Annotated in this window: 3 protein-coding genes; 1 reads left to right on the top strand and 2 read right to left on the bottom strand. The window is 35.1% G+C overall.

The genetic code is table 11. The features are described from left to right. Positions 1-1,406 (top strand): glutamine synthetase (locus tag Q0F90_RS08785; protein ID WP_296004838.1); only part of this gene is annotated, 1,406 nt, incomplete at its 5' end. 92 nt (positions 1,407-1,498) lie between these two features. On the opposite strand, the gene Q0F90_RS08780 is transcribed toward Q0F90_RS08785, so the two are convergent. Together Q0F90_RS08780 and tpx are read right to left on the bottom strand one after the other, a co-directional pair. Beyond that, on the bottom strand, positions 1,499-1,894 hold the full coding sequence (locus tag Q0F90_RS08780; protein ID WP_296004836.1) for a phosphate-starvation-inducible protein PsiE: 396 nt from the start codon (positions 1,892-1,894) through the stop codon (positions 1,499-1,501). Positions 1,895-2,007: 113 nt separating this feature from the next. Continuing rightward, positions 2,008-2,500, bottom strand: a 493-nt coding sequence (gene tpx, locus Q0F90_RS08775; RefSeq protein ID WP_296004835.1) for a thiol peroxidase, incomplete at its 5' end; no start/stop codon positions are given.

Raw genomic sequence — 2,500 nt, 5'->3', positions numbered from 1 at the left:
ATGTAGTAGATATTATTTTCACATCCGCTACAGAGTTAGAATTCTGGGTTAAAACGCCTGCAAGAACAGTTACTAAAAAAGAATTATCTGTATCTCAAAAATTACAAGAACAATATTGGCAACGTACACATGGGACAGTTCGTACTGCTTTAGAACAAGCTGTTGAACGCCTTGATAAATATGGTATGGTTGCTGAAATGGGCCATAAAGAAGTGGGTGGCGTTAAAGCTAAACTTGACGAGTTTGGTCATGAAGCTGTTGTACTTGAACAATTAGAAATCGACTGGAAATTCTCTAATAATCCATTACAAACTGCAGATAATGAATTGCAAGCCCGCATTATTGTCCGTGAAGTATTCCGTGAAAACGGTCTTGATGTAACTTTTAATGCTAAACCAATCATTGGCGTTGCTGGTTCTGGTGAACATACTCATTTTGGTGTAATGGCTAAACTCAAATCTGGCAAATTAGTTAACTTATTTAGCCCAGAAGATATGCGTAAAGAAGCTTGTAGCTCTTTGGGTATCGGCGCTATTATGGGTCTCTTAAAACATTATGAGGCTATTAATCCATTCATCAGCTCTACAACAGATGCTTTGAATCGTTTAAAACCAGGTTTTGAAGCACCAGTATGCATTGTTACATCCTTCGGTACTGATCCATCCGAACCAAATCGTAACCGTACAATCCTTTGTGGTTTGATTCGTGATATCGATAATCCTATGGCAACTCGTTTTGAATTGCGTTCTCCAAATCCTTACACAAATACATATACTGCATTAGCATTGATTTTCGTTTCTGCTTTTGATGGTATGAAATATGCCATTACTTGTGGTAAAACTCAAGCTCAATTATTAGCTGAAATTTCTAAAGAGGTTGGCGAATCAGCAGATTACCTTGATACTAATCGCGCTTACCGCACAGAAAAAGATGTATTTGATGATTTCACACAAGAAGAACGTAATCAAATGTTTGGCGTAGCTCCTGCAACTGTATGGGAGAATGTAAAAGGTTACTATAACAATCCTGAATTAGTAGAAACATTATCTCAAGGTGATGCTTTTGCTAAAGATTTGATGGAATCCTTCATTGCATCTATTTTAAAACGTTGGAAATTAGTATTGGCTAACCGTTTGATTCCTAATAATCTTGATACTGTACGTAACATGGTTGCTATTCATACTGATAGCCGTAATAGCGTAGATGATAAACGCTTTGCAGAGGTTAATGATTTGCGTTTCTACCTTGCAAAAGACAGTGATGATCGTAAATCCTTATTCACACGCTTAACAGAAGCGTTGCATGAAGGTGATTATGATTTAGCTTCTAAATTACAAATTGAAATGAATGACAAAATGGAAGAATTAGAAGCTAAATATGCTAATTATGCTAAAAATATTTTCTAATATCGGTTCATTTAATTGCTCAAAAAGGGCTCCTACATTTGTAGGAGCCCTTTTAATCATATTAACTTTTTATAATTTAGTCGTTAAAGCTATTACTCGTTATGTCCTATAAACTTTTCTACTAATACTAAACTACATACGAGTACAAAGATCGCAACGGACCAAATTAAATTATCAAATGCAGATTCATGGTCAATAATTAGAAGTCTTACAATTGCTGTAATCCCAATATACAAAAAGAAATCAAGAGGGAAGTGGAAATTATTTTTAAAGTATTTTACAATGAGTGCAATAAACTCAAAGTATAGGAAGAAGGTAATTAGTTCTTCAATTACTAAAGAATATGTACTATACCCTTGAATATTTGCCCACGTAATATAGCCAAGACTTATTATTGTATTGATAAGGTCAATACAAAGTGAAATAGCAACGCCTACAAGGGCTATATTTTTTATCGTTAATAATATTTTAGAAATACGAATCCACATATATAATTCACCTACAATAAAACTCTAAATACTATACCACATAAAAAAAGACCGTACACCGTACAGTCTTTTTTTCGATTATACCACAGTATAATCATAAGAATATCTAAGAATTAGATATCAGCTTTAATAGCTTCTAATGCAGCGTCAAAGTTAACAGCTTGAGTTACTTCTGGTACGTATTCAACATAAGTTACTTTGTTGTCTTTGTTGATTACTACAACACCACGAGATAAAAGACGAAGTTCTTCGATCAAGAAACCATAGTTTTCACCGAAGGAAGCATCTCTGTGGTCAGACAAAGTAACAACTTTATCTACGCCAGCAGCGCCACACCAACGTTTTTGAGCGAATGGCAAGTCCATAGAAATTGTTAATACTACAACATCATCAGAAAGTGCAGTTGCATCTTGGTTGAACCAACGAGTTTGAGCGTCACAAACGCCTGTATCAAGGGAAGGAACAACGGAGATAACTTTTACTTTACCTTCGAAATCTTTTAATGTTTTAGCTTGTAAGTCATTGCCAATTACTGTGAAGTCAGGAGCTTGTTGACCTACTTTAAGTTCTGGACCAACCAATGTGATAGGGCCACCTGCAAATGTT

It is taken from the genome of uncultured Veillonella sp. (assembly GCF_934190855.1).
Classification (GTDB): domain Bacteria; phylum Bacillota; class Negativicutes; order Veillonellales; family Veillonellaceae; genus Veillonella.
Note: the sequence above shows the minus strand (reverse complement) of the source record. Positions and strands in the feature narration are given on the sequence as shown.

Excerpts from the sequence above, each read along its gene's own strand:
- Q0F90_RS08780 (WP_296004836.1), bottom strand. The coding sequence starts at position 1,894 with ATGTGGATTCGTATTTCTAAAATATTATTAACGATAAAAAATATAGCC.